Consider the following 24671-nt stretch of genomic DNA (forward strand, 5'->3'; position numbering starts at 1 on the left):
AAGACTTAGGGGGGGCCTATCATGATTGAAAATGAAATATTAAGAAGGTACTGTGATGAAATTGCACCTGTGTTTATAGCAATGTTGCCTAGAGACAATCTAGTGTTCTGTATAACAGATGAAGAAACAGTTTGTATTTACGAATACCAAGGCAAAAACTCTGCTAATCAACAAGTAAAAGGCAAAGCTATGAGAGAAGTTATGCCGCCGTATATAGCTCAAAGTTTTGAAAAGGCACTGAAAGGAAATGTTATATCAGAGACAATAGACAAAAGCATAATGGGCATGTCATTTAGAAATTATATATCACCTATAAAAGATGGGGAAAAGGTGATAGGATTATGCATAATATGTCTTGTAGTTGAAAATGTAAATGTATTGCATAATATTAGTGATAATTTAGTATCTACATCAGAAGAAATAGTAGCAACATCAGAGGAAATAGCTAACTCAGCAAATGAATTGTCAAAATCTATAGAAGACCTAAGAGGATATAGTGACGATGTGACAGAACAAATAGGAAAGACTAATAATATTTTACAGTTCATAGAAGAAGTAGCATCCCAATCAAATTTATTAGGTTTAAATGCTGCTATTGAGGCGGCTCGTGCAGGGGAGCATGGTCGTGGTTTTTCTGTTGTAGCTGAAGAAATAAGAAAGATGGCAACTAACAGTAAATCATCTGTTACAAAAATAACGGATATACTGCAATCAATAAAGCAGCAAAACGATAGAATGTCTGATAAGATAAATGACATAACTGAATTATCCAGCCAGCAGGCAGCTTCAACAGAAGAAATAACAGCTTCAATGTCTAGTCTGACAAAGTCAGCTGAAGACTTAAATAATATAGCAAATACACTGTAGAATATATATTCAGTCAGTGTTAAATTGAAAGTTAAAAAAGTAATAATAGTAAATAAAAATTTTTGGAGATGTCTTAAAATGCACATATATGTATTTTGAGACATCTCCTTTTTTCATACCTAAAAACAAAGAATGCTGTCGCACTTAGAAATTTTCTAATTATGGGAGGGCCTCTTATGATTTCCAAAAAACCCTACTTACTAAGCAAGTAGAAGAAAAAAGGTTTAATAAAATATAAATTGTAAAATGCATAGACTATACCAATATAAACAAATAATAGATAAATAGATTTATATTAAATTATCTTTGCTAAAACATATGAAAGGATTGGTAAGATGGATTCTATGCAAAAGTATAATCAGACGAAGATATATGAAGGTGCTAAGAATGATCAGCTACAGACTTTTCGTTCAAACCACACCGATCAAAAACTTACAACAAATCAAGCAGTAAAGGTAATAAATACTGATGATTCACTAAAGGCTGGAAGTAGAGGGCCTACACTGATAGAGGACTTTCATTTTCGTGAGAAACTAACTCATTTTGACCATGAGAGGATACCAGAGCGGGTTGTCCATGCACGTGGCTTTGGAGTCCATGGATATTTTCAGGCTTATGAGTCCATGGCACAATATACTAAAGCTAAGTTTTTACAAGATCCATCAGTTAAAACACCGGTATTTGTAAGATTTTCAACTGTCGTAGGATCCCGGGGGTCAGCAGATACCGTTCGTGATGTTCGAGGTTTTGCCACAAAGTTTTATACTGAGGATGGAAACTATGATTTAGTAGGAAATAATATGCCAGTATTTTTTATTCAGGATGCTATAAAGTTCCCAGATATGGTTCATGCTATTAAACCGGAACCCCATAATGAAATACCACAGGCTTCATCGGCACATGATACCTTCTGGGATTTTGTCGTAAATACTCCTGAAACCGCACATATGATAATGTGGTTATTATCAGATAGAGCTATACCTAGAAGCTTTCGTATGATGGAGGGTTTTGGAGTTAATACATTTAGATTTATTAACGCTGAAGGTAAAGGTCGTTTTGTAAAATTTCATTGGAAGCCTTTGCTTGGTGTACACTCATTAGTGTGGGATGAAGCACAAAAACTGGCAGGTAAAGACCCAGACTATAATAGAAGAGATATTTGGGATGCCATTAATATGGGAGAATTTCCAGAGTATGAATTGGGAGTACAAATGATTGATGAGGAAGACGAGTTTAAATTTGGCTTTGACATATTAGATGCAACGAAAATATGGCCTGAAGAAACAATTCCAGTAAAAATAATTGGTAAAATGACACTAAATCGTAATGTAGATAATTTTTTTGCAGAGACAGAACAAGTGGCTTTTTGCGCTGGAAATGTTGTACCAGGAATAGATTTTACCAATGATCCTCTACTACAAGGCAGATTATTTTCATATTTAGATACTCAGCTTATTAGATTGGGAGGGCCTAATTTTCATGAAATACCTATTAATAGGCCAATAGCTCCTGTACATAACAATCAACGTGATGGTTATCATAGAATGACAATAGATCAAGGAACTGTAAGCTATCATCCCAATTCAATTCAAAAGAATACACCTGAATCTGCTTCAGATGCTGATAATGGTTATTTACACTATGCAGAGAAAGTTGATGGAAAGAAAATAAGAGAGCGTAGCGAATCCTTCAGGGATAACTACAGTCAGGCTACTCTTTTCTGGAATAGTATGTCTGAGCCTGAAAAGCAGCATATTATTGACGCATTCCATTTCGAGGTTGGTTCAGTAAATGATAAATATATTAGACAGCGTGTAGTTGATATGTTTAATAATGTTGATGGTCAATTGGCAACTGAGATTGCAAAGGGAATTGGGGCAACGCCACCAAAAACCGCAGGAAAAGCAGGAGTTACAGCTTCTTCACCAGCTGTTAGTCAAGCAAATACTATTAAGACTGCCAAGACTAGAAAAGTAGCAATTCTTGTTGATAACGGATTTAATTACACGGAGTTGATGCAGTTTATGGATGCAATGAAAAATGCAGGGGTAAATACAGAGATAGTTAGTAAAAATTTAGGTATGATTACAAGTGAGGATGGCAAACAAATAGAAGTTGGTAAGAACTTTCTTAAGGCTGCTTCTGTTATGTATGATGCGGTGTATGTCACTGGTGGCAGACAAAGTGCAGATAGCTTACTAAAACAAGGAGATGCTCTGCACTTTGTTAATGAAGCCTTTAAGCACGCTAAAGCAGTTGGTGCCACTAATGAAGGTGTTGATTTGCTAGCAGCTTCTCAAATACAAGGAGTTGCTACTGCAGGGACTGAGAACAATGGAGAGCTAGTAACAGAACTTGGTGTGGTAACAGTAAGAAATGCTACGGACCTTAATCCTTTTAATGGAGAGTTTATTAAGGCTATTGCTGAGCATCGACATTGGGCAAGAAAAAATCAAAAGGATATAGTACCTGCTTAATTAGTAATAAAACAAGATAAGATGGTACGGTTAACCTCATATGTGAATAATATGGTAATTAGATAAATAATAAAGATAAGAAGTAACAAATTTAGTAACCTAAACCTGTAACTTTTTATTAAGCCATGTAATCATTGAAGTTTGGGGGATAACAGTATGAAAAAAACAATTTATAATATCTTCTCTAATATGATATTTCGTGGTCGTAATGAAGCTAATATCAAAGTAAAAGCAATTACATCAAGGCAATTTCCCTATAAAATTGAAGTTATCGCTGAAAATTTATATGTACCTTGGGCTTTAGCGATGAACTATGAAGGTAAGCTATATTTTACAGAGCGCTCTGGGGCAATTAGGATTATTGAAGGTGGCAAACTTTATCCGCAGCCACTCATAACATTTAGTGCACCCTTTGTAAGTCAGGGAGAAGGCGGGTTGATGGGCATTGCTCTAGATCCAAATTATTCACAAAACCATTATATATATGTTATGCATTCATATGCAGAGGGTAATCGAATCTATAATCGAGTTGTCAGATTGATTGAAAGCAACAATAGAGCATCTATTGACCGAGTTCTTCTCGATAAAATTCCTGGGGGCCAAATTCACAATGGAGGAAGGCTAAAGATAGGTCCGGATCAGAAATTATATATAACAACAGGAGATGCAGGGAATTCTGCATTGGCACAAAACCCAACAAGTACAGCTGGGAAAATACTGCGAATAGAATTAGACGGCAGGATTCCTAAAGATAATCCAATTATTAATTCACCTGTTTATAGCCTAGGTCATCGAAACCCACAAGGTTTGGCCTGGAATTCAAAAAATGTCTTGTATGCATCAGAGCATGGGCAGTCAGCACATGATGAGATAAACATAATACAACCAGGAGCCAATTATGGCTGGCCTCTCGTTCAAGGATCTGAAGACTCTAAGGAAGTTATTATACAAAAACCCTTGATACACAGTGGAGAAGATACATGGGCACCCTCTGGTATTGCCTTCGTAAATCAAGGACCATGGCAAGGAAAATTACTGGTTGCTACTTTGCGTGGACAGCAACTACTAGCTATCTCGTTGAATGAAAAAGGAACGGTAGTGAAGAAGGTAGAATCATGGCTCCGGAATGAGTATGGGCGTTTACGTGAGGTTATTCAAGGGAAAGATGGATCACTTTATCTGACAACAAGTAATAGGGATGGCAGAGGGAATCCTGATATAGCTGATGATAAAGTTATCCAGCTCATTCCGAAATAAAGCTATATTTATAGGACACACTCATTTATTTGAACAACAATAAAATCCGTTAAAGTATAGAAAAATAGTAGGTAGGCATTAGGAGTCCTTTTCTGTTTTTCGTGACCAGTGTCACGGCATTGGAAGCATTTTCATGATAGAATGAATGAAAAAAAGAAAATGTGCGAGGAAACTATGAAAAAGAAAGTTGGAATTATAAACTGTTTTGAAGTATCTACAAGATGTTCCGGTTCTGGCTGCTTTAAGGCTTTTAATAATAAAGGAGATTCATTTGAAAATTATGATGGTGAAGCAGAATTAGTAAGTTTTGTGCATTGTAATGGTTGTAGTGAGGATTCAGTGGAGCAGGTGGTGGCAAGGGCACAAAGGATGAAAAAGGTTGGGGTAACCACAATACACTTATCATCCTGTGTAAGATCTAAATGCTCTTTTTATAAAGAATTTATAGACGCTTTATCAAAAGACTTTGAAGTCATTGGTTATACTCATGGCAGTGCAAAGAAAAAAACTTAGTTAGAAACTAAATGCCGAAGTTTTGGAATTCTTTTGAGCTAAGCTAAAGAAGGCACAACTGCAGCAATTTCTATATTAGTCCCTTCAGTATAAATATAAGCTGAAGGGACTTTTAGCAGCTTGCAATAGTTTTGTTATATTATCGCCATCTAAGCAAATTATGAGATACCATTGAAAGTTATCTGTGTATTTTGGATAAAATTGATATTACATTATAGGTATGCATAAATTATTCTATTAGACAATACATTTTGGAATGACATGGATGAAACTGGGTGTTTAGTATATAATAATTATATAGCTGTATTGTACTTGGTTGGCATTATTTATATAATGGAAAAGGAAAGATAAAAGGTCCGCTGCTAGAAATAAACAATAAGATAGTACAAGCATCTTTAAAAGCAAAAGATAAATATAAAAGAGGGGGAAGATAAATGCATAACGAAAAGACTGCTGGTGTAATATATACAGCTGCTGCATATATATTGTGGGGTATTCTGCCTATATACTGGAAATTAATAGATAGCGTATTTCCAATAGAGATTTTATCTAACAGAATTCTATGGGCCTTTGTATTTACAGTTATAATTATTGCAGCAACGAAACAATGGGAAGAGTTAAAGCGTATAATAAAGGATAAGAAACAAATGTTCTACATATTTATTGCATCAATTCTTATCGCCTTTAACTGGGGGTTGTATATTTGGGCTGTTAATTCAGGCAGGATTGTGGATGCCAGTCTGGGGTATTATATTAACCCATTATTCTCAGTGGCTTTGGGAATGGTGTTTTTTAATGAAAAACTGACTTATTGGCAGAAGGCTGCTCTTTCTATTGCTGCTGCTGGTGTTATAATTAAAACTCTGCAATATGGCAGAATTCCGTGGATTTCTTTAGGACTAGCTGTTTCCTTTGGACTATACGGTGCAATGAAGAAGTCTGTTAAGGCTAGCTCTATAGTTGGCTTAACTCTTGAAACAACTATGCTTACTCCCATTGCTGCAGCATATATAGCATCAAGGCATTTTAGTGGAGTAGGTGCTTTTGATAAGGGAGGCACGGTAGTAATCCTTTTACTCATAGGTTCTGGGGTAGTTACAGCTATTCCACTGCTGCTTTTTGCAAGTGGAGCAAAGAGACTACCTATGTCACTACTTGGCTTTATTCAATATATCTCACCAACAATTAGCTTGATTATTGGAGTTTTTCTCTATCATGAAGCTTTTACAGTAGTTGATATGATAAGTTTTGGGTTTATATGGGCAGCATTAGCTATATATTCTGTTCCTCAAATGGGGTTGATTAAAAAACATAAGAATATAGAACCAGTTGGCTAAATGAATTTGGCCTTAAACCGATAATTATACTTAAAGCTAAAAGCCAATGCTTAACATACCAAGCATTGGCTTTTAGTCTGTCTAATTCTGTAAGTTAGATAGACAGTGAAATAGCTACTCTATTAATTCCTTTTGAGAACCGTCAAGATGCATTCTATAAAAAGAGTTAACAGTATAGGAGCTAGAATCCATTGTGTAATAATAAATCCATTCATCATCTACACTTATTCCAATTGCATTATCATCGCTTAATTTAATATTTTCAGAGCCATCTACCTTAATTTTGTATAAATGGCTGTCCTGCTTGTCTACATAGTAGACCCAGCCATTTGATATATTGTAGTACCAAGTTTCTATATTACCGATACTGGTCTTTTCACTACCATCATTTTTCATTTTATATAATTTATTATTTGATGTGAAATAAACCCATTCACTGTCAACAATATAACTATGATTGTCAACATATTCATCACTTACTTTTGTCTTTCCTGACCCATCTAAGTTCATTTTATATAAAGTATTTAGTTCCGCTGTATTTTGATAATAAATATAGTTTCCTGATACAGCTGCAGAATAGATACTGTCTTTACCTAAAGCAACTTTATTGGAGCCATCTGTATTCATTCTAAATAAAGTACCATAATTATAGTTTGTAACATAATAAATTTTATCACCGACTACCGTTAAATAGCTACAAATATCATCATTATTAAGTCTTGTTTCTTCTGTTCCGTTGATTCTTATTTTATAAATACCATTTGGACCATCATGACTAGCATACCTGGAAAAATAAATCCAATCACCAACTACATTTATATACTTTCCAAATTTGTTACTTAGTTTTATTTTTGAAGTACCATCTTTTTTATATGCATATATGCTGTCAGATTTTTCTCCAGCATAGGATATGCCAAATGAATAATAAAGCCAGTCTTCTTGTTCAGCTACTGATCCGCCATTTTTAATATTACCGGAAGTATTTCCACGGGTTCTTAAGACATTTGCAACTCTTTCATTTGAAAGGACTCCCCTTCCGCCTAATATTGTAGTCTGAGATATTGATGAGAATTTTGAAGCTATAAAATCCTCAGTTGCCTGTCCAGAATAATCACTAACCATCACAACGCAGGATGAATTCTTTGCAGCTAGCACTGAACCAGCTAAGGCATCAGGAAAATTTTCACCGTTAGCTATATAGATTTTACTAAAGTTCAGTTCATTTTCAAACTTCTTTAATACTGCAATATTAGTATCATATCTGCTGTCCCCATATAGTCTTTCAGCATTAGGGAGGGTATCAAAAATATTATCACTTACAACATCATTTCCGCCAATTACATAGGTTTTGGTGATATTCCCCTTATTTATGTATTTACTTATAGAATCAGGCAGCTTATCTGTAGGAGTAAGTATTATAGGTATAGATTTTTGAGCTGCGATTGGTGCCATAGACATTGCATCAGGAAAGTTTTCACCATTGGCTACTGTTAATTCTCCCTTAAAATCAAGTTGTTCTGCAACCTTAAGTGAAGTTTCATACCTATCTTGTCCAAAAAGACGTGTGATTTCAATATTTAGTTGAGAAAGTCTTTTTTCTACATCACTTGGTATAACACCAGTACCACCTATAATAAATATTTGCTTTACATTTAGTCTTCTTAACTCATCTTCAACTCTGTTGTCTAAAGTTGTACCAGGATTTAACAGTATAGGTGCATTATATTTTTTAGCAAGTGGAGCTGCACTAAGGGCGTCAGGAAAATTTTCGCCGTTAGCTAATACAGCATACTCTGAACCACCAGCCCATCCATTTTTAGAGATTTCAATGGCAGTATCATATCTGTCGCTACCCCAAATGCGCTGAGTGTTGTTTGATGCCAGTGCTTTAGTTGACATAGAAAAGGCTATGCCAATAGTACATAGCACAAGTGCTAACTTGTTATTGAACATTTTATTTCCTCCAATGTTAGTAAATTTTTTAAAATATTGTTAACCTTATTATAATATAAAAAGGCATAACATAAAAAGATTTAATTAGGTGCAGGGTTGGTGTAATGGAACTGATATAAAGATAAGATTAAAATAAGCGCAAGATATTCTTTTTAAAACATCATAGCAAGTACTGATTTATTGCATGGCTTTGGAGGGTATTATCCCATTTGCATAGAATTAGTAATATTGGAATATTGTATAAGAGTATCTAAAGTTTGCAAGGGGGATGTATGCTATGTATAAAAAGACATCAATTTTTATTTGCGGATTAATATTAACATTGGGGGTTTCTACTACTTCAAATGTTAAAGCTGCTTCCGCTATAGAAACTAAAAGACTATGGGGAATTGACAGATATGTAACTTGTTCTGAAGTTGTAAAAGAAGGCTGGAAAACTTCGAATTATGCAGTAATAGTTAATGGGGAAAATTTCCCTGATGCTTTAAGTGCATCAACTTTAGCTAAAAAGTATAATGCACCTATTTTACTTACTCAGTCTAACTCACTGGATTCCAATTCACTAGAAGAGCTAAAAAGGTTAAATGTGAAAGAGGTTTTTATAGTTGGTGGTGACTTTGTAGTAAGTACAACTGTTGAAAATTATATAAATGACTTAGGAATACAGACTACAAGGTATAGTGGACTGGATAGAAATGAAACCTCAGTAAAAGTAGCAGAGCAAATAGGAACTGATAACGGAATTATTGTAGCTATTGACAGTGACTTTACAGATGCACTTTCGGCAGCTCCTATTGCAGCTAAATTAAATATGCCTATTATATTAGTTCCTAGAGATGAAGTTCCTGATTCCGTTAAAAGTTTTATTTCAGCCAACACTATTCCAAAAACATATGTACTTGGCAGCAGCGATATAATCAGTGATGCCGTAGCTTCTAAATTTCCAAAGGTGCAAAGGATAGTTGGAGCAGATAAGTATGAAAGAAACATAAATATTATAAACACTTTTAAAGATAAAATAAGCTTAGACAATGGATGTGTGGCTTACTCTGAAAAGTTTGCTGATGCTTTAAGTGGATCCGCTTTAGCCGCTCTAAATGGCAATCCTGTAATTCTAATAGGTGATAAGCCTACAGCAGTTACTAAAGAGTTCATAAAAGCCAATAACTTCATTAAATTAAACATCTTAGGAGGGGAAGCTGGAATTACCCAGTCAACTTTAGCTGATTTAACGGATTCTACCATAAATGATGATGACAGTAGTACAACAAACAATAAAATTGTTTTTAAAGACCAGTATTTTGAAGAAGAAGTAAGACGTCTTGTAGGTAAATTTGGTATAGATCTTTACAAGGAGGATGTTAAGAACATTACAAGTCTAAAATATAACCTTGAAGTAAATACAGAGGATTATAAGAAAATAAGAGATATTACCGGTATTGAAAATTTAACTAATCTAGAAGAGCTGGAGCTTATTAATAATGAAGTAAATACAAGCAGTTTAAAAAATTTAACTAAATTAAAATCTCTTAACCTACTTAGTAATCAAATAAGTGACATAAGCTTTTTAGAAGGACTAACTAACTTAAATAACCTTGATTTAAGCTGTAACAAAATTACTGATATAAGTGCATTAAATGGATTAACTAATTTGAATAGGCTTAGCTTAGAATTTAATACTGTTAACGATATAAGCACGCTGAAAGGCTTGACTAATTTAAAAGAGCTTAAATTAAGCAGCAATAAAATTAATGACATAACTTCGTTAAGGGGATTGTCTAATTTAGAATATCTTTACTTAAGTAACAATAGCATTAGCGACATAAGTTCACTAAAAGAATTAACTAGTTTAAAGAGCATTGGACTAGGTACTAATAAAATTAGCGATATAAGCGGATTAGAGCAGTTAACCAATTTAAGTGCAATTGATTTAGATGAAAATAACATTAGTGATATAAATGCACTGAAAGGGCTGACTAACTTATCCAACGTTTATTTGAACAACAATAAAATAAAGGATATAAGTCCATTAAAAGAATTGACTAATGTAACTGTTCTTGATTTGACAAACAATAACATTAGTGATGTAAGCCCATTAAAGGGATTAAATAATTTGACTAAGGTATATCTAAAAGGAAATCCAATTAGTGATTCTGATAAAGAAGCTTTAAAAAAAGCATTACCTTATTGCAGAATTATCTTTGAATAAATTGTAGGATTTTTGTGTTAGGTAGTAAAATCACAAAAACTATTATGAGGTGGTATAAATGATTATTGAAGGTGTTAGCTATCCTTCTGATTCTGAAGCTAAGAAAACATTGGTAGATATTGGTTTAAGAATATACCAAAAAGGCTTTGTAGCAGCAAATGATGGAAATATTAGCTGTAAAGTTGGTCCCAATACTATATGGATAACTCCCACCGGAGTTTCTAAAGGTTTTATGACTGAGGACATGATGATAAAGATGAATTTAGATGGAACAATAATTGAGGGAAAACTAAAACCATCTTCTGAATATAAAATGCATTTCCGTGTTTATGAAGAAAACCCAGCTGTTATGGCAGTGGTGCATGCCCATCCACCTATCGCCACTTCCTTTGCTATTGCAGGAATTAGTTTAGATAAGCCGATTCTTCCAGAGGCGATTGTTCAGCTTGGTTCAGTGCCAGTAGCTAAGTATGCAACTCCTGGCTCACAAGGAGTTCCAGATTCAATTGCACCTTACTGTAAAAGTCATAATGGTGTACTTTTAGCCAATCATGGTGCATTAAGCTGGGGTAAAGATATATATCAAGCTTTCTATAGAATGGAGTCAATCGAATATTATGCTGGCGTGCTTATGTATACAGGTTATGTTATTGGAAAGCAAAATGAATTGTCCGCTAGTGAAGTTGAAGAACTATTGGTTATCAAAGATAACTTAAATAATTAATGATTCAAAAAACTGTAGATGAATTTGTATAAAACTAATTTATCTACAGTTTTTTAGCCATAAAGCTTAAGTAAAAGCATTATTGTTTCTGTAATATTATGTAGGGTATATTAATATACATTAAATTAGGTAAATAATGCATAAATAATGTATATAAGAAAAGGGGGATAAAATTCTATGAAAAAGCTATTAGCTTTGGTACTAACAGCGGTAATGTGTGCATCCTTATCTGCATGTGGCGGCACAAAAACTGCAGATACATCCTCATCAGATTCTGCGCCAAAGGCAGGGGACACAGCTTCCTATGCTAAGGCTCTAAAGGGCAAAAGAGTTGCAGTTGTTCGTAACCTTGCAGCAGGTGATCATACTCAACAATTTTTAGATGGCTGCGTATCAGAGGGTAAGGCACTTGGTTTTGCAGTTGATACCTTCGTAACAGATGGTGATGATGCCAAAGCTCAAGAAGTTACAGCTCAATGTATTCAAAAAGGATATGACGGAATTATAGTTTCCCATGCTCAACTATCCTATGCCTATAATATGTTAAAACCTGCCATAGATAAAGGAATGAAAGTAGTTACCTTCGATAGTATGCCATTTAAAGATGGTGATGCAAAAGGTCAATTACTTGAAGGTGTAACTTCAACAGCACAGGATGATAGTGCTTTAGCAAGCTTATCACTGGGATTTATGATGGAAGAGTTTGAAAAGAACGGTGGAAAGTATCCTATGAAAGTGTTAAAGACCTTTATGGGACCTGGAATACCTCCTCTAGATAGACGTAATGTTGTTTATACAAAATTAGAACAGGAAGGCAAAATTAAAACCGTAGAAGTTATTGCTCCATCAGATACAGCAAATGCTCGTGGTGATATGACTAACAAAACTGCTGCTATTTTACCTAAGTATCCAAAAGGATCTGTAGATGCTATTTGGGGCTGCTATGATGAGCTGGCAAAAGGTGTATTACAGGCATTAAACGATGCTAAGAGAACAGATATCCCTATGTATACAATTGATATATCCAATGATGATATTCAATTAATGCTTAAAAATAAAGAAGTATGGAAATCTACAGCTGCTGTTGACCCTAAATTAATTGGTATCGTTGACACTAGATTATTAGCTATGAAATTCTTAAATCTAGAAACTCCACAGTATTTTAACTTAAATGCAAATTTAGTTAAAACCACACAGTTATCTTCAGAGGTTAATATGACAAATCTTAAAACAGTTATTAATGGATGGGGAGATCCTAATTCAAAAGAAGGTGCGCTTAAAGAGACTTGGATAGACGAAGTAAAAAAAGCAAATGGTAACTAAATTGTAAAAGTGAAAACCATTACTTAATTTATATGTGAGGGTGAAGCAAATGGATAAAATTAAACTGGAAATGAAGGATGTTTCTATTGAATTTCCAGGAGTTAAAGCTTTGTCTAATGTTAACTTCAACCTTGAGGGAGGAACAATCCATGCACTGATTGGTGCCAATGGTGCAGGCAAGTCAACTTTAATGAAAGTACTAGCCGGTGCCAATTCAAATTATACAGGAGAGATTTTTATAGATGGGGGACCGGTTGAAATCCGATCCCCTAAAGATGCAAAGAATCTCGGTGTTGAGATTGTGTTCCAAGAGGTAGATACAGCTTTGATTCCCTATCTTACTGTTGCAGAGAATGTTATGTTTGATTCTATTGTAAACAAAATGGATAAAAAACATCTAGTTGATTGGAAAAAAATACGGGCAACAGCTAAAGAGACTTTAAAAAAGTTAAATGTGAACCTTGATGTTAGACGGTTAACTTCAGACTTGACCTTGTCAGAAAAACAGATGGTGCTTATTGCTAGGTGTGTAGTAGAAAAATGCAGAGTGTTGATTTTGGACGAGCCTACCGCTCCTTTATCCGATTCAGAAACAAAGGAACTTTTTAGAATTGTTCGTCAGTTAGCAAAAGAAGGTGTATCTGTAGTATTTATATCCCATAGAATTAGTGAATTGTTTGAGATCTGCGATTCAATCACCATAATGCGTGATGGTCAAGTGATTAGCAGTATGCCTATTACAGAAGAATTAGAGCAGAGTAAAGTAGTTGAGTTAATGCTGGGGCAAAAGCTTACAGACCAATATATAAAAAAGCAGGTTCAAATTGGGCCTGTATTATTAGAAGTGAAAAATCTTACAGAGGTAAATAATCTGGTTAAAAACATAAACTTAACAATCAATAAGGGAGAAATAGTTGGAATAGCAGGGTTAGTTGGCGCTGGAAAAACGGAGCTTTGTAAAACACTATTTGGTGCCTTAAAGCAAAAAAGCGGTACTGTAAAGTTAAATGGAAAAGAAGTTAGATATAAAGATCCTAGTGGAGCAGTAAAATGCGGCTTTGCCCTTGTACTGGAGGAAAGGCGAAAGGAAGGAGTATTAATTACTGATCCTATATATCGAAACATCAGCATTGCAGCCATAAAGAAATATGCTAAAGCTTTTTCTGTAGTTGATAAAAACAAGGAAAAAAAGGATGCCCGTACGATGATTAGCAATCTAGGAATTAAAACCCCATCGGAGAATCAAATAGTTGCATTACTGTCTGGAGGCAATCAGCAGAAGGTGGTCTTAGGAAAATGGCTGAATTCTCAGTCGGAAATTTATATTTTTGATGAGCCTACAAAGGGTATCGACGTGGGGGCAAAACGGGAAATGTATGAACTGATTGAAAGGTTGGCGGCACAGGGAAAAGGCATATTATATGCAACCTGTGAGTTTCAAGAAATACTATCCATCGCAGACAGAGTGTATGTAATGTTTGATGGGGAGATTATTAAGGAATTGGACAACATTTCAGATGCCGATGAGAAGGAGCTGTTATATTATTCAATGGGAGGACAATCAAATGAAAGAAGAAATAGTTGAAGATAAGAAGAAAAGCAAATCCTTGATGAAGTTTATTACTAAATGGGGTACTTTTATAACAATAATAATACTATTTATATTCTTTACCTTTGCCAACTGGAACAGTGCTAAAAATTCAAGTATTTTCTTAACCTATGATAATATGATAACCATTGTAAGAAGCATATCAATCACAGCCATAATTGCAATAGGCTTGACTTATTCATTAACTGTCAATGGAATGGACCTGTCAATTGGTGCTAATGCAAACTTTGCAGATTTCTTAGTTATGTCAATGTTTGTTTGGTACAGCATGAGTATAACCACCTCTATTATTCTTTCTATAGTAATTTGTCTAGTTATCGGATTAATTAACAGTTTTCTAATAGTAAAAATGAAGATACCAGATATGGTTGCAGCCCTATCTACAATGTTTATGTTTCAAGGGGTAGCAATGACCTATTCAAATGGCGGTGCTATTACTGAACGTATGATGATGAAAAGCGGCCAGGCTGCTTTAGGGTTGGTGCCACCTGCCTTTAGAGCTTTAGGTAAGGAGCCTTGGATTATTGTAATTATGTTTATAGTAGTGTTATTTGCACATTTCTTTTTAAACTATACCAAGTATGGAAGATATATGTACGCAGTTGGAGGAAATCCGGAAGCAGCAAGATTATCCGGTATTCCTGTTAATAAATATAGAATACTAGCATACTTATTGTCTGCAACCTTTGCAGCCCTTGGAGGTATATTGATTGCTGCAAGAGTTGGTACTGCTCAGGTTAACGCCGGTGCTGCTTATTTAATGCCTTCAGTTGCAGCAGCCTATATTGGTTTCTCCGTTGCCGGAGCTGGTAAGCCTAATGCATTAGGTACCTTGGCAGGGGCGGTACTAGTGGGTATGCTGGAAAATGGATTAATTATGATGTCCGTTCCATATTATGCTATGGATATTATAAAGGGTGCAGTACTGGCAATAGCTTTAGCACTTACTTATGCCACTAAGAAAGATAACTAGAAAAAAATTTAATATACCTAAGAAAGGAAAGGTGAAAGATTATGTCTCGATTTGATGCTTATTTTTTAATGAAAACTGAGGATGTAGGAGAATATGTTCAGGAAAAGCTTCATTATTTTGAGGATGATGCCAAATTAGAGGCTAAGGAGATAGGCGATGGCAATATAAATTATGTGTTCAGAGTAAAGGATACTAAATCCGGCAAATCCATTGTTGTAAAACAGGCAGCAGAACAGCTTAGAATATCAAAGGAAATGAAGCTTTCTACGGATAGGGGCAGAATAGAGGCAAAAATACTGCAGCTGCAGGAAAGCTATGCTCCAGGCCTTGTTCCCAAAGTATATCTTTATGATGAGGTAATGTGTGCAATTATTATGGAAGATATGGTTGGATATACTATGATGCGTACTGGATTAGTAAACCACGAAATATATCCAAAGTTTGCAGAAGATATAACAACCTTTATGGTAAATACCTTGCTGCCTACAACAGACGTGGTTATGAACCATAAAGAAAAGAAGGAATTAGTTAAGGAATTTATTAATCCTGACCTTTGTGAGATTACGGAGGATCTAGTATATAGTGAACCATATATTGATTACAATCATAGAAATAATGTATTCCCGCCGGTGGCAGAGTTCGTTCAAAGGGAATTGTATGAAGATAAAAAGCTTCACCTTGAAGCAGCTAAACTAAAATTTGATTTTATGAACAATGCTCAAGCTTTAATTCATGGAGATTTACACACAGGCTCTATATTTATAAATAAGGAACATACCTTTATCTTTGATCCTGAGTTTGCCTTCTTTGGACCTATAGGATATGATGTAGGCAATGTTATTGCTAATATGTTCTTTACTTGGTGTAATGGAGATGCAACTATTGATAACAAAGAGGAAAAGGAAAAATTCTGCCGCTGGGTTCTTGATACTATAGAAGAGATTGTAGATAAGTTTGTAGCTAAGTTTAGAGCCAAGTTTGAAGAGAGCGTAACGGAAATAATGGCTAAAAGAGAGGGCTTCCTGGATTGGTATTTAGACACTGTTTTAGCAGACACTGCAGGAGTTGCAGGACTTGAATCTATAAGAAGAACTGTAGGTATGGCAAATGTTAAGGATATTACTACCATTCCGGATGAAGGTAAAAGAGCTAGGGCAGAGAAGATGGTAATTACCTTGGCTAAGAATTATATAATTAATAGAGATAAATTCAAAACTGGAGCGGATTACAGAAGGGCTATTAATGAAGTTATTCAAATGTATAGATAAAAGCCTTGCTGCTATAACTTATATAAAGGAAGGAATAATAATATGGATAAGGAAAAACTAATTACAGAGTACGATACAGTGGCTTTAGATGATGAAAATAATGCCTTAGTCATTATTGATCAAACAAAGCTTCCTGGAAAAACAGAAATACTAAAACTTACAGATATAAAAGATATATGGGATGCTATCTATTTACTTAAAGTTAGAGGAGCACCGGCTATAGGTGTTGCTGCTGCCATTGGTGTATACCTTGCCGCTGAGAAGATTGATACAAGTAATTATGATAATTTCTATAAACAGTTTAGTGAAGCAAAAAGTTATCTAGCATCTTCAAGGCCCACAGCAGTTAACTTATTTTGGGCACTAGACCGTATGGATAAGGTTGTGAAAGGAAATAAAGATAAGTCTATTTCAGAAATTAAGCAATTACTTCATGATGAAGCGGTTGCCATAAGAGAAGAAGATATTTGGGTATGTAAACAAATTGGAGAGTTTGGACTAACCCTTGTTAAACCTGGTGATGGTATCTTAACCCACTGTAACGCAGGACAATTAGCTACAGTCAAATATGGAACTGCAACTGCACCTATGTATTTAGGTCATGAAAGAGGGTATAATTTTAAGATTTTTGCTGATGAGACAAGACCTCTTCTTCAGGGAGCAAGACTTACTGCCTATGAATTAAGTGAATCTGGACTTGATGTTACTTTAATATGTGATAACATGTCAGCTACAGTGATGAAAAATGGCTGGGTTAACGCCATATTTGTAGGCTGTGACCGTGTAGCTGCTAACGGAGATGCAGCTAATAAAATTGGAACTTCTGTAGTAGCTACCGTTGCAAAAAGATATAACATACCCTTCTATGTTTGTGCTCCAACCTCTACTATTGATATGAACACAAAGACAGGTGCTGATATTAAGATAGAGGAAAGACCAGCGGAAGAAGTTACTGAAATGTGGTACAAAGAGCCAATGGCTCCAAAGGGAGTTAAGGTATTTAATCCAGCCTTTGATGTTACTGATAATGATTTGATTTCAGGTATTGTAACTGAATATGGAATAGCTACACCTCCATATGCAGAAACATTAAAGGAGATATTTGAAAAAAAGAAAAATCAAAGATAGTTTTTAATAAAAATTCAAAAGCCAATGCTTAATATACTAAGCATTGGCTTTAAAATGTCAAAAATAACTTAATTTTACCTCAACAAATTTTGTCATATATGATATAATTGTGACATATTTGTTATTGTAGTAAAGGATGGAAATTAATATGGAGAATTTAATTAAGAATCAAGAAGAAGATATTATTGCTAATTTAATAAAAACACTACCTCTTATACAAGCTACTCTACCTATGGATTGTATGTTTGCTATATCTGATAAGGAGAAATTTGTATATTATCTTCCAGGAAAAGAGGTTGATGCAAAAATTTCCATAGGAAATTTTATTCCTCATGAATCTGGATTTTATAAATGCCAGCAGACTGGTAAAAAAGTAGTACAAGTTTTATCTTCTGATATTTATGGAACGCCAACAAAGTCCAGTTCTACTCCAATTAAAAATAAAAATGGAGATATTATTGGTGCAATTGCCTTAGGTGTAAGTGTTAACACACAACAGATACTACATAATGCTTCCGAAACGATTGCTTCCACATCAGAAGAAATAGGCAATACAATAGAGGAACTTGCCAATACATCTGTAAAGCTTTCACAAGATTTAGATTCTTTAAAGGATATTGGAGATGCTGTAATCAGTGAAATTAAAAAAACATCTGAAATATTGCAATTTGTTAACCAAATAGCAACAAGTTCAAATTTACTTGGATTAAATGCAGCTATAGAAGCAGCCCGTGCTGGTGAACATGGAAAAGGTTTTACTGTAGTTGCGAATGAAATACGAAAAATGGCGGATAATAGTGTTAAATCTGTAAAAGATATTAATGTAATCCTTAAATCCATTGAAACTAGTGTGTCAAATATGGTTAGTACTTTATCAGGAGTTGCTGAGATTGGAGAACAACAGGCTTCTGCTACAGAAGAAATTTCTTCATCCATGGAGGAGTTAACTTCGTCAGCCATGAAAATAGAAAAAATAGCAGAAACAGCTATTTAAATAAAAGTTCAAAAGCCAATGCTTAATCTTAATATACTAAAGATTGGTCTTAAATTTGAACACAAGATAGCATAAAGCTAGCTAAGAATTGAAAGGCTGTGGTACTAATTATTTTAGTGCCACAGTCCTTTTAGGTTTTTTAAAACAATATCTAGTACAATAATATTTAGTTTAAAAACATATATGCAGGTAAGTGGATATATTTCAACAATAACTATGCCTGGGAGATAAATTTTTAAAGGACACAACCTAGTCTGTGTAGGTTGCACCTTGCATATTTACGAAAAGATAGATAAACATTGAAAGGAGATAGCATTATGAAGGTTAACTTTATAGAAGAGCAAGTAACTATAAAAGGTGATGTAGTTTTAAAAGGAACTTTAACAGTACCTAACAGTGAAGCTGAAAAATTTCCAGCAGTTTTAATTGTCAATGGTTCTGGCGGTGCAGATAGAGATGGCAATATGAAAAAGCCACCAATGGAGGCTAATATATATAAGGAACTAGCTCATTTTGTTACAAGCCTAGGTTTTATAACTCTTAGATATGATAAGAGAGGTGTAGGTGAAAGTGAGGGAGATCAACTTACCGTTGGAGTGTCAGATTTGATAAATGATATATTAAGTAATATTAAGTTTTTACAAAATCATCCTAGGGTTGACAGAGATAAAATTATATTGATAGGTCATAGTGAAGGCTGCATATTAGCTACTATTGCTAATACTATAATTCCCGCAGCTGGTTTAGTACTGCTTGCTGGAGCAGGTACGAACTTATGGGCACCTATGAAATATCAAAATGCTCAAATTTTAGAGGAAGTAAAGCATAAGAAAGGTCTGAAAGGATTTATATTAAGACTTGCTGTAAGGGAAAATGTTATAAGAAAGCAGCAGGAAGCTTTATTTAATAAAATGATAAACTCTACAGAAGACATAATAAGATTAAAGGGTAAAAAGGTTCCTGCAAAGTGGTTTAGGGAGCATTTCAAATACAGCAGTGAAGATATATTAAAGGCTTTAAGTGATGCAAAGTGTCCTATTCTAGCAGTTACAGGAGATAAAGATGTGCAGGCCAATGCAGAGGATTTAAAAGCAGTAGAGAACCTTAAAAAAGACAATATCAAAGCAGTGGTTATAGAAAATATGGATCACATGTTAAAAGAGTTTAGTGGGGAAAAGACGGTTTTAGATATAATGAAACAATATAAAAGTGAACTTCATAAACCTATGCATCCACAGCTTAAGATAGTTTTAGGACAGTGGTTAACAGGTTAATATAGAGGATTAGATAAAAGCACTCAGCTAAATACAAACTGAGTGCTTTTCGTAATTATTTTTAAGTTAATAGCCAATTCTAAGTATTGATTAGAGTAGAGGCACCCAACATAGTAGAGCCTTCCAAACAAACTATAGATTTTATTACTTATCGAAAATGATATCAAGTAAATGGTAAATGGAGCAAGTTAACACTATTTGTATTTATAGGCATAAATTGAACCTATGAAAGGATTTTTAGGGCATAGAAATAGTTGATTATTTGATATATTCCACCTATAATAATGTATATATAAATATATAATATGGTTAATAATACTTTTTAATATTTTTTAATAAGGGGTGGAATAATGGACGACAATAGTAAAATAGAGGTCAGAAATGAGAATGGTGTTGATTTTGTAACTATTGCAGAAGACACAGAAAAGGCTAAGAAAAAGAAAAAAGGTATACTAGCAGCCCTAGGGGTTGGAGTTGCAGCTTTAGCTAAACTTAAGATTATAGGTAAATTAGGTTTTATATTTTTGAAACTTAAAGGGTTAATAGTATTTCTTAAATTGGGCAAGCTACTTTCTACTTTTGGCTCTATGATGCTTATGATTTGGGTATATGCGAAAATATATGGTATGGCTTTTGCAGCAGGTTTTGTCTTACTAATATTCATGCATGAAATGGGTCACTATTTTGCAGCAAAAAAAATTAACTTGAAGGTAAGTGCTCCAATATTCATACCCTTTGTAGGGGCTTTTATATCTATGAAAGAGGAACCTAAGGATGCGAAAACAGAGGCTTGGGTTGCAATAGGAGGACCTTTACTAGGAAGCATAAGTGCAGTTGGAGCTTTGGCAGTATATTATTATACTAAGCAAGAGTTATTCTTGGCTTTGGCTTATACGGGATTCATATTAAATTTATTCAATCTTATTCCAGTTCATCCTCTAGATGGCGGCCGTATTGTAACTGCCATATCACCAGCTTTATGGATTCTAGGGATTCCTGTAATGATATTTGCTCTAATAAAATCTTTTAACTCCATAATATTAATATTTTTGATAATGGGAGCAGTACAAATTTACAAATATTATAAGGATGAAAATAAAAAATATTATGAGGTTGATAAGTCAGCAAGATTATTTTTTGCAATCACCTATTTCGGAATGATAGCTTTATTAGGGCTATTAAGTGCCTATTTATATAATATAGCGCCTAAAAACTTTTAGAGCACTTAAAAGCAGGCTAAGAGGAATAGTATTGGATAAATGCAATAGAAAGATGCTTAACTATTGTATTAATCTAAAAAAGCTGCGGACATTGGTAGCAATTCTCTGCTTGAATTCATAAAATATTATGGATATCTATGATTAAGGAGAGAATTATGTATAATTGTTATTTTAGAGCTAATGCAATGAGTCCTGTTATAGTCTTTAGCACAAGAGGAGATGTGAATGGGGATAGAATACCAGATACTGTATTCCTCACAGGCACTAGAACACCTATGAGTGGGTTTATTCAAAATATAACCCTTGTAGTACAGGATGGGAGAACAGGAAGGCTTACTACTGTGCCGCTAAGTGAAAATGCTGGATATAATCCGAGAATATTTTTGGGAGATTTTAATGGAGACAAGGTAAAGGATATCTTAATCAGTATTGATTCTGGAGGAAGCGGTGCAACAATGTATCACTATGTTTATTCCTTTATTAATAATACACCAAAATTAATATTTGATTTCAATGTGTATAATGAAGAATATAAATACGATGTTATCTATAAAGATAATTATAAAGTAGAAGTTATAAGTAGAAAAAATAATAAGAAATATATTATAGACATATCTCTTAGAGGAGAAGAATACCTAAATGAAATATATGATAAAAATGGCAAGCTTAAGGAGCCAATAAGTGGCTTTGTGAATCCATTAAGCGGACTGTACCCTGTGGACTTTAACTATGATGGAATATATGAATTGTTAGCATATCAAAAAATAGCGGGCAGGTTTAATGCAGATTCCTTAGGATATGTTTTAAACACTCTAAAATGGGAAAATAACAGTTTTAGTTTATGGAATCAGGATGTAGCTATTTAGGGAATAGGAACAAGTACTGATTACTAGAAAGTAAAAAAGCCAATGCTCACAACGTAAGCATTGGCTTTAAAAATTCTAAATATAATCTATGTATCTCGTGCACCCACTATCGACAATTACCCTACCCACGTTACTAATCTAGTTAGCTCAAACCAGGTTTATCCACGGCACTCAGAAGTGATCACTTACCGCTGCTTCCTTCCGGATCTGACGGATTTCATGAGCTTCTGCTGCATGGGACCCAATTCTCAATACCACTTTGATTAGGCAGACTAGGCAAAGTAAAGCCTATAGTGGGAATTCAATCCTGCTGTAGCGGATTGCAGGTTACAGGGCACCGCTGGCTCCCCATCTAGCACGAATTTTATCTTTAATTAAGTTATTTCCTTGCTGCTAGACTATAATAACATAATTAAAGTTCTCATTCAAGGGATATATTCATGGTAATTTAATCCTAAAATTAGCGATTTACCCAATTGAAATGTATTATAGATCATTAATGCTATATTTGTTTACAAATAAAATATTATGCAAACTAAAAATAAAGTAAACCAAATAAAAACATTGACGTTATCGACAAATTTTGATAATGTCTTATAGTAATTATTTTTAGGAGGATTTATATGAATACTAATCAAACACAAAATGTTAAGATCGCTAATTGTGATCCATCAGCTTTAGGATTATTTGGACTAGCTATGGTAACATTTGTAGCATCATCTCAAAAACTTGGACTTACAGAAGGAGTTTCTTTTGTCATTCCGTGGGCAATATTTCTAGGAGGATTTGCTCAGTTATTTGCCTGCATAAATGATTCTAAAAGACAAAATACTTTTGGAACAACTGCCTTTGGTGCTTATGCATTTTTCTGGTTTGCAGTAGCAGCTTCATGGATGATTAAGGCAGGAGTATTTGGACAGGGGCTTGTAGCATCAATAGACACTAAGCAGCTTGGATTTGCATTTTTAGGGTATTTAATATTCACTATTTTCATGACTATAGGTGCTGCGGAAACAAATAAGTCATTATTTATAATATTTTTCCTTATAAACTTCTTATTTCTAGGTTTAACTCTTGATTCCTTTGGAGTGATGGGGGAATTCCCACATAAGATGGCAGCAATTGCAGAATTTTTAATATCTATGGCTTCTTTTTATGGGGCAGCTGCATCTGTGTTAAATCCTCACTTTGGAAGAGTATTTTTACCTATAGGAAAGCCTTTTGGTATATTTAAAAAATAATAAATTTAAAAAGCCTCTATGCAGTGATACTGGTTATAATTATTTTATAACTTACCACTGCAAGAGGCTTTTTTTCTGTTAAGTCAGAGAAGCATCCCCTTATAATTACTATTTACAAGCGGCTTCAAAGGCATCTATAAGCTGATTCTTAGAAGTAGCTCCTTCATGGATTTTAACTTCATCAACAAAATAGGTAGGCACGTAATAGTAATCATACTGCTTAGCTATAGATGGCTCAAGTTCTTCATCTATTATTTTAACTTCAATATCTGCATATTTGGGATTTTCTCTTTTTATATCTTCTATCCAAGAAGCTGCAGTTTTACAGTAAGGGCACCAGCTAGTAATAAACATCATAATTGGTTTCATTTTTAATCATCACCTAACCTTTATTTTATAATAAATAATATATAGTTATTCTTTCTTTTTTATAATATGGTATTCCAACTTAATCATTAAGTTGATTAATAGTTTATATATTGATACAGTTCTAATATAGCATAAAACACATAATTTGTTATAATAAAAGAATTGAAAACTAAAATTGGAGGCAAATATGAAAATAAGTAAACTATATTTCTACATTCATTATTGCAACCATAGAGAATCAAAGGAAGAGTGGAAATTTCCAAGAAGAATAACTAGAAAAATTCAACATCATGAATTATTACTTGTATCTGATGGAAAAGGAATTATTACAGTGGAAAATAAGAGGTATTTTATTAAGAAGGGGATGTTGTTTTACTTTCATCCAGAGTTACTTCATTCCATAGAAACAGATATTGATGATCCAATGTGTTTTTTGTCCATTCATTTTAGCTACGCAGAGGTAGATTATAATGATTCCAAATGGAGCATTAAGGAAGAAAATAAATTACTTCCATTAGAGCATATGCAAGAATTAAAGGATTACTATCCTATTATTGATACATTCAAAAGGCTAATTAGGTGTTGGACTGAAAAGTTTCCAGGGTACGAGCTTATTTGTAAAGCAATGCTTCAGCAGCTGCTATATGAGATTTTTGGGAATATAAAAAAGAAAGACACTAACTATTCAACATCTTTAAAAGTAGAAAAAATTATTAAATATATGCATGAAAATATAAATAGGAGACTGACTCTTACTGAATTGTCAGAGTTAGTTCAGCTGTCTCCAGCCTACTTATCTAGAACCTTTAAAGAAACTACAGGATATTCTGTAATTGAATTCTTTAATAAGATTAAAATTGATAAAGGAAAGGAATTTATAAGCGAAGGAGATAAAAAGATAAAAGAGGTAGCTGAACTGCTGGGATTTAAAGACGAATTTTACTTTAGTCGTATATTTAAAAAAATTGAAGGCAAAAGTCCTTCAGAATATTATAGCAAAAATGTCCATGGAGTTTAATTTGATACATGGATTTAAGCCCTTTCACAAAGTATAATCAAGGTACAATTA

20 protein-coding genes and 1 other RNA gene are annotated in these 24671 nt (G+C 34.0%); 18 read left to right on the top strand and 3 right to left on the bottom strand.

Annotated elements, in window-relative coordinates; genetic code table 11:
* Positions 1–21 precede the first annotated feature (21 nt).
* The 5 genes from P8V03_RS10075 (at position 22) to rarD (ending at position 6451) form a co-directional block, all read left to right on the top strand.
* On the top strand, positions 22–867 hold the full coding sequence (locus tag P8V03_RS10075; protein ID WP_315903174.1) for a methyl-accepting chemotaxis protein: 846 nt from the start codon (positions 22–24) through the stop codon (positions 865–867).
* Positions 868–1202: 335 nt separating this feature from the next.
* Entirely contained in the window at positions 1203–3344 is a 2142-nt protein-coding gene (locus P8V03_RS10080) for a catalase (protein ID WP_318798073.1), read from the top strand.
* 156 nt (positions 3345–3500) lie between these two features.
* On the top strand, positions 3501–4601 hold the full coding sequence (locus tag P8V03_RS10085) for a PQQ-dependent sugar dehydrogenase (RefSeq protein WP_318798074.1): 1101 nt from the start codon (positions 3501–3503) through the stop codon (positions 4599–4601).
* A 174-nt stretch (positions 4602–4775) separates the two neighbouring features.
* Complete coding sequence (locus tag P8V03_RS10090) at positions 4776–5114, top strand: CGGC domain-containing protein (RefSeq protein WP_261672665.1); 339 nt, start codon at positions 4776–4778, stop codon at positions 5112–5114.
* Between the two features lie 434 nt (positions 5115–5548).
* Positions 5549–6451, top strand: a complete 903-nt coding sequence (gene rarD, locus P8V03_RS10095) for an EamA family transporter RarD (protein ID WP_318798075.1) — start codon at positions 5549–5551, stop codon at positions 6449–6451.
* 114 nt (positions 6452–6565) lie between these two features.
* On the opposite strand, the gene P8V03_RS10100 is transcribed toward rarD, so the two are convergent.
* Entirely contained in the window at positions 6566–8404 is a 1839-nt protein-coding gene (locus P8V03_RS10100; protein WP_318798076.1) for a cell wall-binding repeat-containing protein, read from the bottom strand.
* A gap of 277 nt (positions 8405–8681) precedes the next feature.
* On the opposite strand from P8V03_RS10100, the gene P8V03_RS10105 reads away from it, so the two are divergent.
* From P8V03_RS10105 to P8V03_RS10155, 11 genes are all read left to right on the top strand, one after another.
* The gene (locus P8V03_RS10105; protein ID WP_318798077.1) at positions 8682–10613 is read left to right on the top strand and encodes a cell wall-binding repeat-containing protein; all 1932 of its coding nucleotides are present in this window, start codon (positions 8682–8684) and stop codon (positions 10611–10613) included.
* A 58-nt stretch (positions 10614–10671) separates the two neighbouring features.
* Positions 10672–11337, top strand: coding sequence for a class II aldolase/adducin family protein (locus tag P8V03_RS10110; protein ID WP_318798078.1), 666 nt, complete (start codon positions 10672–10674; stop codon positions 11335–11337).
* Positions 11338–11514: 177 nt separating this feature from the next.
* A complete protein-coding gene (locus tag P8V03_RS10115) occupies positions 11515–12660 on the top strand; it encodes a sugar ABC transporter substrate-binding protein (RefSeq protein WP_261672669.1) in 1146 nt (381 codons plus the stop codon).
* 49 nt (positions 12661–12709) lie between these two features.
* Positions 12710–14245, top strand: a complete 1536-nt coding sequence (locus tag P8V03_RS10120; protein ID WP_318798079.1) for a sugar ABC transporter ATP-binding protein — start codon at positions 12710–12712, stop codon at positions 14243–14245.
* The gene (locus P8V03_RS10125; protein WP_261672671.1) at positions 14226–15242 is read left to right on the top strand and encodes an ABC transporter permease; all 1017 of its coding nucleotides are present in this window, start codon (positions 14226–14228) and stop codon (positions 15240–15242) included. Before P8V03_RS10120 ends, P8V03_RS10125 begins: the two co-directional genes overlap by 20 nt.
* 41 nt (positions 15243–15283) lie before the next feature.
* Positions 15284–16510, top strand: coding sequence for an S-methyl-5-thioribose kinase (gene mtnK / locus P8V03_RS10130; protein ID WP_318798080.1), 1227 nt, complete (start codon positions 15284–15286; stop codon positions 16508–16510).
* 42 nt (positions 16511–16552) lie between these two features.
* Positions 16553–17638: an S-methyl-5-thioribose-1-phosphate isomerase gene (gene mtnA / locus P8V03_RS10135; RefSeq protein WP_318798081.1), complete on the top strand. Its 1086-nt coding sequence runs from the start codon at positions 16553–16555 to the stop codon at positions 17636–17638.
* Between the two features lie 148 nt (positions 17639–17786).
* Positions 17787–18632: a methyl-accepting chemotaxis protein gene (locus P8V03_RS10140; RefSeq protein ID WP_318798082.1), complete on the top strand. Its 846-nt coding sequence runs from the start codon at positions 17787–17789 to the stop codon at positions 18630–18632.
* A gap of 317 nt (positions 18633–18949) precedes the next feature.
* Complete coding sequence (locus tag P8V03_RS10145) at positions 18950–19906, top strand: alpha/beta hydrolase (RefSeq protein ID WP_318798083.1); 957 nt, start codon at positions 18950–18952, stop codon at positions 19904–19906.
* Positions 19907–20256: 350 nt separating this feature from the next.
* Positions 20257–21126: a site-2 protease family protein gene (locus tag P8V03_RS10150; RefSeq protein WP_318798084.1), complete on the top strand. Its 870-nt coding sequence runs from the start codon at positions 20257–20259 to the stop codon at positions 21124–21126.
* Positions 21127–21281: 155 nt separating this feature from the next.
* Positions 21282–21992, top strand: a complete 711-nt coding sequence (locus P8V03_RS10155) for a VCBS repeat-containing protein (protein WP_318798085.1) — start codon at positions 21282–21284, stop codon at positions 21990–21992.
* 95 nt (positions 21993–22087) lie between these two features.
* Here the strand turns inward: P8V03_RS10155 and ffs are convergent.
* Positions 22088–22353, bottom strand: an RNA gene (ffs, locus tag P8V03_RS10160) — signal recognition particle sRNA large type.
* A gap of 262 nt (positions 22354–22615) precedes the next feature.
* Here ffs and P8V03_RS10165 point away from each other — a divergent pair.
* Complete coding sequence (locus tag P8V03_RS10165) at positions 22616–23233, top strand: acetate uptake transporter (RefSeq protein ID WP_318798086.1); 618 nt, start codon at positions 22616–22618, stop codon at positions 23231–23233.
* Positions 23234–23341: 108 nt separating this feature from the next.
* On the opposite strand, the gene P8V03_RS10170 is transcribed toward P8V03_RS10165, so the two are convergent.
* Positions 23342–23602, bottom strand: a complete 261-nt coding sequence (locus P8V03_RS10170; RefSeq protein WP_318798087.1) for a thioredoxin family protein — start codon at positions 23600–23602, stop codon at positions 23342–23344.
* A 187-nt stretch (positions 23603–23789) separates the two neighbouring features.
* On the opposite strand from P8V03_RS10170, the gene P8V03_RS10175 reads away from it, so the two are divergent.
* Positions 23790–24620 (top strand): AraC family transcriptional regulator, encoded by an 831-nt coding sequence (locus P8V03_RS10175; protein WP_318798088.1) that lies wholly within the window; start codon positions 23790–23792, stop codon positions 24618–24620.
* Positions 24621–24671: the final 51 nt, after the last annotated feature.

It is taken from the genome of Clostridium tanneri (assembly GCF_033659955.1).
Taxonomy (GTDB): Bacteria; Bacillota; Clostridia; order Clostridiales; family Clostridiaceae; genus Clostridium_AM; species Clostridium_AM tanneri.

What these genes read in the sequence shown, in the direction of transcription:
- P8V03_RS10075 (WP_315903174.1), top strand. Translation starts at nt 22, where the DNA reads ATGATTGAAAATGAAATATTAAGAAGGTACTGTGATGAAATTGCACCT.
- P8V03_RS10080 (WP_318798073.1), top strand. Translation starts at nt 1,203, where the DNA reads ATGGATTCTATGCAAAAGTATAATCAGACGAAGATATATGAAGGTGCT.
- P8V03_RS10085 (WP_318798074.1), top strand. Translation starts at nt 3,501, where the DNA reads ATGAAAAAAACAATTTATAATATCTTCTCTAATATGATATTTCGTGGT.
- P8V03_RS10090 (WP_261672665.1), top strand. Translation starts at nt 4,776, where the DNA reads ATGAAAAAGAAAGTTGGAATTATAAACTGTTTTGAAGTATCTACAAGA.
- rarD (WP_318798075.1), top strand. Translation starts at nt 5,549, where the DNA reads ATGCATAACGAAAAGACTGCTGGTGTAATATATACAGCTGCTGCATAT.
- P8V03_RS10100 (WP_318798076.1), bottom strand. Translation starts at nt 8,404, where the DNA reads ATGTTCAATAACAAGTTAGCACTTGTGCTATGTACTATTGGCATAGCC.
- P8V03_RS10105 (WP_318798077.1), top strand. Translation starts at nt 8,682, where the DNA reads ATGTATAAAAAGACATCAATTTTTATTTGCGGATTAATATTAACATTG.
- P8V03_RS10110 (WP_318798078.1), top strand. Translation starts at nt 10,672, where the DNA reads ATGATTATTGAAGGTGTTAGCTATCCTTCTGATTCTGAAGCTAAGAAA.
- P8V03_RS10115 (WP_261672669.1), top strand. Translation starts at nt 11,515, where the DNA reads ATGAAAAAGCTATTAGCTTTGGTACTAACAGCGGTAATGTGTGCATCC.
- P8V03_RS10120 (WP_318798079.1), top strand. Translation starts at nt 12,710, where the DNA reads ATGGATAAAATTAAACTGGAAATGAAGGATGTTTCTATTGAATTTCCA.
- P8V03_RS10125 (WP_261672671.1), top strand. Translation starts at nt 14,226, where the DNA reads ATGAAAGAAGAAATAGTTGAAGATAAGAAGAAAAGCAAATCCTTGATG.
- mtnK (WP_318798080.1), top strand. Translation starts at nt 15,284, where the DNA reads ATGTCTCGATTTGATGCTTATTTTTTAATGAAAACTGAGGATGTAGGA.
- mtnA (WP_318798081.1), top strand. Translation starts at nt 16,553, where the DNA reads ATGGATAAGGAAAAACTAATTACAGAGTACGATACAGTGGCTTTAGAT.
- P8V03_RS10140 (WP_318798082.1), top strand. Translation starts at nt 17,787, where the DNA reads ATGGAGAATTTAATTAAGAATCAAGAAGAAGATATTATTGCTAATTTA.
- P8V03_RS10145 (WP_318798083.1), top strand. Translation starts at nt 18,950, where the DNA reads ATGAAGGTTAACTTTATAGAAGAGCAAGTAACTATAAAAGGTGATGTA.
- P8V03_RS10150 (WP_318798084.1), top strand. Translation starts at nt 20,257, where the DNA reads ATGGACGACAATAGTAAAATAGAGGTCAGAAATGAGAATGGTGTTGAT.
- P8V03_RS10155 (WP_318798085.1), top strand. Translation starts at nt 21,282, where the DNA reads ATGTATAATTGTTATTTTAGAGCTAATGCAATGAGTCCTGTTATAGTC.
- P8V03_RS10165 (WP_318798086.1), top strand. Translation starts at nt 22,616, where the DNA reads ATGAATACTAATCAAACACAAAATGTTAAGATCGCTAATTGTGATCCA.
- P8V03_RS10170 (WP_318798087.1), bottom strand. Translation starts at nt 23,602, where the DNA reads ATGAAACCAATTATGATGTTTATTACTAGCTGGTGCCCTTACTGTAAA.
- P8V03_RS10175 (WP_318798088.1), top strand. Translation starts at nt 23,790, where the DNA reads ATGAAAATAAGTAAACTATATTTCTACATTCATTATTGCAACCATAGA.